Consider the following 6,256-nt stretch of genomic DNA (forward strand, 5'->3'; position numbering starts at 1 on the left):
GGCTGCCAGGAATTGAAGAAAAGCTTTCAATTGAAGCCCTTAAGGTGGTGACCAGAGAACCCGCTATCGCAGGGAAGATGCCTCGACCCAGATCGTCTGCCCTGGGTGGTGTTCCTCAATGGTGGACACGGCATCGTCGATCAAAACGCGGTCCTCCAGCGAGTAGGCAAAGCGGCTGAGGTTGGACCATTGTCGGGCGGCGTAGTCGGCCTCTGAAATTGCGTCGCTGCCGCACCAGATGGCGTCGTTTTCGGTGGCGGCGCGAAGTGCCTGTGCCAAGCCGGTAGATGTGATCGCCAGGAAGATCATGGGCATGTGGTCCGGATGTTGATGGGGGACAGTTTGCCTTCGATGGCCCGGCGGCCGGGCCGGCCTGGATCAAACAAAACTAGAATGATAGTCATTCTCGTTGTCGATTTCTCACCTCCCCCGGCCATGCCCACCCCTTCCGCCTCCTGGACCGCTGCGCGCTGGCACCAGCTTTTCTGTGCCTGCCAGCAGCAACTGGTGTCCTATCTGGTGGGCAAGACCGGCAGCCGTGATGAGGCGCAGGAACTGGCCCAGGAAACCTGGCTGCGCCTGGCCGATGCGCCGCCGCAGCTGCCCGATGGCAGCTCGCCCACGCTCGAAGCCGCGCGGGCCTACCTGTTTGCCACGGCCAAGCATCTGGCGATAGACAGGCTGCGCCAGCGCGGTGCGCAGCAGCGCTGCATGGACGACTGGGCGCAATTGCAGCCCGAGGCCGAAGGCGATGTGGCCGACCGCGCCATGTACCGGCAGGCACTGGCCGTGGTGGAGCGCACGATTGCAGACCTGCCCGAGCGCATGCAGGCCGCCTTGCTGGCCCACCGCCTGCATGGCGAGCGGCAGGCCGACATCGCCCAGCGCCTGCAGGTCTCCCTGAACACCGTGGAGCGCGACCTGATGCAGGCCGATGCCTGCCTGGAAGCCGCCTTGCTGCGCTGGCGCGGCGGGGTGGAGGCGGGCTTGCAGGCCTCTTCCAGAAAGCGGCGGCGGCGTGCCCTGGGCGCACTGCTGGGCGTGGCCGGCATGGCCTGCGCGGCCTGGCCCGCCTGGCAGATGTGGAGCCGCCGCGTGCTGTGGCAAGGTGAACTGGCCAGCGCCACGGGCGTGCAGCGCAGCCTGGAACTGCCCGATGGCAGCGTGCTGCGCGTGGACGCCGCCAGCCGCGTGGCGCTGACCTACCGTGCCGACCTGCGACAGGCACAGCTGCTGGAAGGCGCCGCCTTCTTTGCCGTGGCGCGCGATGCGGCACGCCCCTTTGTGGTGGAGGCCGGCCCCCTGCGCGTGACCGTGCTGGGCACGCGCTTTGGTGTGGAACTGGAGCCCGATGCGGTGCGCGTGCAGGTGGAGTCGGGCCAGGTGCGGGTGGAGCATGTGGCCACCGGACGCGGCCAGTTGCTGCAGGACAGCCAGTCGCTGCGCATTCCCCTGGACGGCGGGGCAGGAGATGCCGACGGCGCTGCCTGGCAGCCGCAGCTCCAGCAACGGCCCGCGGCCTGGCGCGAGGGCGAGCTGGTCTTCGAGCAGGAACCGCTGGGCCGCGTCGTGCACCGGCTGGGCCGCTACACGCGGCGCCGCCTGGTGGTGGAGGAGGGCGCGACGCAACTGGCCATCAGCGGCCATGTGCGCATTGCCCAGGCCGAGCGATGGTTGCGCGGGCTGCCGCAGTTCGCCCCGGTGCAGGTCAGCGTGCTGGACGACGGCGGCCTGCGGATTGCGCGGCGCGGCGGGCGCGCGGAGCCGTGAAGTTTTTTTCAGGGTTTTTGGGAGTGACTCGTATTTGCATATGAAAGGCCGGGCGCCCTGCCTGTGCCGGCGATTCGCAATGAGCCTGTCTTCCAGAAAGTCCTTATGTCCGCTCCCAAGTCCTCCCGATTCCGATTCCGCCTCCGTCTCCGCCGCACAGCGGTTTTTCATGCATGTGCAGGCCTGGTGCTGGGCCTGCAACTGCAGTTGGCCGCCGCGCAATCGGTGTCCTTCGACGTGCCGGCCCAGCCGCTGGCCCAGGCGCTGAGCCAGTTTGCGCGCCAGGCGGGGCTGCAGCTCACCTACTCCTCCGAACTGGTGCAGGGCCGGCAGGCCCCGGCGCTCAACGGCAGCCACGATGTGCGCCAGGGCCTGGCGGCATTGCTGCAGGGCAGCGGCCTGCAGGGGCGCATCGAGGGCGGCACGCTGACCCTGCTGCCTGCTGCGGCCCATGCGCCCGACAACCTGCCGGAAAACGCGCACCGCCTGTCCGAGATCACCGTCACGGCCGGCGACCAGTATGTGAGCCTGCTGCCCGCACCCTACGCCGGCGGGCAGGTGGCCAAGGGCGTGCGCCTGGGCGTGCTGGGCAATACCGGCAACATGCAGGCGCCGTTCAGCACCACCAGCTACACGTCCGAGGCCGTGCGCAACCAGCAGGCCGGCACCATTGCCGAGGCGGTGAACCGCGACCCTTCCGTGCGCTACACCGTGCTGCCGGGCGGCAACGTGGACAACCTCTATATCCGGGGCTTTCCGATCTGGGAGGGCAACTCGGGCGAGATCGCCTTTGACGGCATCTACGGCATTGCCCCCAACTACCGCGTGCGCACCGAGTACGTGGACCGCATCGAGGTGGTCAAGGGGCCCGGCGCGCTGCTGTTCGGCATGTCGCCCAACGGCTCCGTGGGCGGCGTGATCAACATCGCTCCCAAGCGCGCCAATGAAGATGTGGCGCGGCTGACCACGGGCTGGACTTCGGACAGCCTCTGGCGAGCCCACGCCGACGTGGGCCGACGCTTTGGCGACGAGGCCCAGTACGGCATCCGTGTGAACGCCAGCAAGTACGGCGGCGATACGTCCATGGACCATCAAAGCACCGACGGCCATGTGCTGGCCGTGGCGCTGGACTACGAGGTGGAGCGCTTCCGTGCCACGCTGGACCTGCTCTCGCAGGACGAGCGCATCGACGGCGTGGGCCGGCCCATCATGCCCACGGGGCTCACCTCCATGCCTGCTGCGCCGGATGGCCGGCGCAACGTGACCCAGCCCTGGGAATGGTCCAAGAACCGCGAGCGCGCCGTGCTGCTGCGCACCGAACTGGACCTCACACAGCAGCTCACGCTGTTCGCCAACATCGGCCAGTCGCGCGCCGATGTGGACCGCATCTACGACTCGGCCCCGCGCCTGACCAGTGCGGCGGGCGCCACCAGCATCACGCCCACCTACGCGGTGTTCGACGTGGACCGCAGCACCATCGACGCGGGCCTGCGCTCGCGCTTTGCGCTGGCCGGTGTCAAGCATTCGGTCACGCTGCAGCTGGCCAGCTACCGCGAGGATTTTCACCGCGCGCTGCAGGTGGGCTCCACCGTGGTGTCCAACATCTATGCGCCCATTGCCCACGCGCCGCAGAGCATTGCGCGGCCTTCGGCCATTCCGCGCATTCATGACAACCGCAACACCAGCCTGGCCCTGGTGGACACGCTCTCGCTGCTGCAGGACAGGCTGCAACTGTCGCTGGGCCTGCGCCACCAGGCCATCAAATCCACCAACTACAACGTGCTCACGGGCGGCGCCGCCAATGTCTACGACGAGAGCGTGACCACGCCGGCCGTGGGCGTGGTCTGGCGCCAGGCGCCCAACTGGAGCCTCTACGCCAACTACATCGAAGGCCTGAGCAAGGGCGACATCGCGCCGCCCGCAGCCAGCAACTACGGCGAGGTGCTGCGCCCCTACAAGAGCCGCCAGTACGAAGTGGGCAGCAAGTACGACTTCGGCAGCTTCATGGCCACCGCCGCCCTGTTCAGCATTGAAAAACCCAGCGGCGGCCTGGACCAGGGCGTCTACAAGACCAACGGCGAGCAGCGCAACCTGGGCATGGAGCTGTATGCCTACGGCGAGGCCGCGCGCGGCCTGCGCCTGCTCGGTGGCGTGACCTGGCTCAAGCCCGAGATCACGCGCTCGGCCACGCCTGCGCTGGTGGGCAACCGGCCCATCGGCACCTCGCGGCTGCTGGCCAATCTGGGCGTGGAATGGGATGTGCCCGCCCTTGAGGGCCTGACCCTGGTCGGCGACCTGGCCTACACCGGCGCCCAGTTCGTGGACCAGGCCAACCGCCTGCGCATCCCGGGCTGGACACGCACCGACCTGGGCCTGCGCTACGCCACCCGCATCGCAGGCCGCAAGACCACGCTGCGCGCCACGGTGCAGAACGTGGCCGACCGCAAGGCCTGGGCCGGTGTCACGTCCTGGGGCGCCGTCTCGCCGATGATTCCGCGCACCTTCGTGGTGTCGGCTTCGGTGGATTTCTGAGGCATTTCTGAGGCACCGGGCGGCCTAGGCGCCTTCCGTAGCCGAACGAATGGCGGCGCTCTGCGCCGCAGGGGCTCCCTGGCCGTCACGCGCTGCGGCTTTGCGCGCCGGCAGCCATCGGCAGGCAGCCAACGCCGCCAGAACCGCCAGCGCCGCGCAGCCGAAGATGACCTGCAGCCCGTGGCCCAGCGCGGCGGTGACGGCATCGGCCTGTGCTGCCAGGGGGCTGGCCGCAGCCAGCTCCTGTTTCATCAAGTGGGTGAGCAGGGCTGCCAGCAAGGCCACGCCGGCGGCGCCGCCCAGGCTGCGCAGCATGACGGGTGCCGCCGTGGCAATGCCCAGGTGCCGGGCCGGCGACACACGCTGCGCCACCACGGTGATGATGGGAAACATCAGCCCCAGTCCCAGGCCCAGCGGCAGCAGTCCTGCGGACAGGGCCAGCGGCGCCTGCGGCACCCAGTGCAAGGCCGCGGTGATCAGCCCGAACGACAGCAGCATCAGCACGCAGGCCACCCGGGCGAGCGACGCGGCTGGCGTCTGGGCGCGCAGGCGCCGGCCGCTGCCAATGGCCCCTGCGGTGATGCCGGCCATCAGTGGCGCCAGGTGCCAGGCGGAGCCGGTAGGCGACAGGTGCAGGCCAATCTGCAGATACTGCGGAAGGAAGACAACGGCCGCATACAGCGCAACGCCCGTGGACAGGGCCAGGAAACTGACCGCCGCGTAGGCCGGGTGGGCAAACAGCGACAGCGGCAGCAGCGGATGGGTGGCGCGGCGCTGGCGCACGAAGAATGCCAGGGCAAACTTGGCGCCCAGGGCCAGCAGCACCCACAGCGACAGCTGCTCTGGCAGATTCAGATGGCTGTGCTGGGTGGCCAGCAGCAGGCTGACCAGGGCTGCGGCCAGCAACACGGCACCCAGCCAGTCGATGCGCTGGCGGGGCCGGGGCTCGGCGGCAGCCTCCGGCACAGCCGCCCTGGGGGGCAGCGCCCATGCCAGCACTCCCCAGGCCAGCCCTGCGAGCGGCACATTCAGCCAGAACGCCCAGTGCCAGGACAGATGCTCCACCAGCGCCCCGCCCAGCAGCGGGCCGACCATGGTCGATACGCCATAGGCGGCGCCCAGCAGGCCCTGGTAGCGGGCCCGTTGCTCAGGCGCAAACAGGTCGGCAAGGGTCAGCATCGTCAGCGTCATGAGTCCGCCGCCGCCTGCGCCCTGCAGGGCACGCGCCAACACCAATTGCTGCAGGTCATGGCTGGCACCACAGGCCAGGGAGCCGGCCAGGAACAGGCCGATGGCCAGCAGCAGCATGGGCTTTCTGCCCAGCACATCGGCCAGCCGCCCGTACAGCGCAATCACCACGGTGGCCGCCAGCAGATAGGCCGAGAACACCCAGGCCAGCGGCCAATGGCCCGGCAGTTCGCGGGCCATCACGGGCAGGGCGGTCGAAAGAATGGTCTGGTCCAGGGCCGCGAGGACGAGCGTCAGCACGAGCATGGCGAAGCAAAGCAGGGGCAGGTTCCGCCGACCGGGCGGGGAAGTCAGCGAGGTTGTGGATATGGGCGTCATGGGCGTGCAGCGGCGAGGGCTTGGGTTGAGGCAACGGCCGCCAGTGTCGGGAGCGGTGTGGGTTTTGTACAGTGCAATGTATTGAACGTATGATTTCGCATGGCGAACACATACGACCTCAACCTGCTGATTGCACTGGATGCCTTGCTCAGCACGGGCAGCGTGACGCAGGCGGCCGGGCGCATGCACCTGAGCACTCCCGCCATGAGCCATACGCTGGCACGCATCAGGGAGGCGTTTGGCGACCCCATCCTGGTGCGTGCGGGCCGCAGCCTGGTGCCCACGCCGCGCGCCCTGGCCCTGGCGGAGCCGGTGCGCGCGCTGCTGGCCCAGGCGCGGGCGCTGCAGGACCCTGTCGATGCGGGAGGACTGGCGGGCCTGCGCCGCC

Annotated in this window: 5 protein-coding genes; 3 read left to right on the plus strand and 2 right to left on the minus strand. The window is 69.0% G+C overall.

Going from position 1 to position 6,256, the window contains the following annotated elements; translation table 11 throughout:
- Positions 1-63: 63 nt before the first annotated feature.
- The gene (locus ACM14_RS16230; RefSeq protein WP_254662070.1) at positions 64-315 is read right to left on the minus strand and encodes a hypothetical protein; all 252 of its coding nucleotides are present in this window, start codon (positions 313-315) and stop codon (positions 64-66) included.
- A gap of 120 nt (positions 316-435) precedes the next feature.
- Here ACM14_RS16230 and ACM14_RS16235 point away from each other — a divergent pair, with 120 nt between their 5' ends.
- Both ACM14_RS16235 and ACM14_RS16240 read left to right on the plus strand, forming a co-directional pair.
- Complete coding sequence (locus ACM14_RS16235) at positions 436-1,770, plus strand: sigma-70 family RNA polymerase sigma factor (RefSeq protein ID WP_065346720.1); 1,335 nt, start codon at positions 436-438, stop codon at positions 1,768-1,770.
- A 186-nt stretch (positions 1,771-1,956) separates the two neighbouring features.
- Positions 1,957-4,302 (plus strand): TonB-dependent receptor, encoded by a 2,346-nt coding sequence (locus ACM14_RS16240; protein WP_254662071.1) that lies wholly within the window; start codon positions 1,957-1,959, stop codon positions 4,300-4,302.
- Positions 4,303-4,326: 24 nt separating this feature from the next.
- Here the strand turns inward: ACM14_RS16240 and ACM14_RS16245 are convergent, their stop codons facing one another.
- Positions 4,327-5,796 (minus strand): MFS transporter, encoded by a 1,470-nt coding sequence (locus tag ACM14_RS16245; RefSeq protein WP_254662072.1) that lies wholly within the window; start codon positions 5,794-5,796, stop codon positions 4,327-4,329.
- A 171-nt stretch (positions 5,797-5,967) separates the two neighbouring features.
- On the opposite strand from ACM14_RS16245, the gene ACM14_RS16250 reads away from it, so the two are divergent.
- On the plus strand, positions 5,968-6,256 hold a 289-nt coding region (locus ACM14_RS16250; protein WP_139093446.1), incomplete at its 3' end, for a LysR family transcriptional regulator.

The organism is Delftia sp. JD2 (assembly GCF_001682645.1).
In the GTDB taxonomy this organism is placed as follows: domain Bacteria; phylum Pseudomonadota; class Gammaproteobacteria; order Burkholderiales; family Burkholderiaceae_C; genus Comamonas; species Comamonas acidovorans.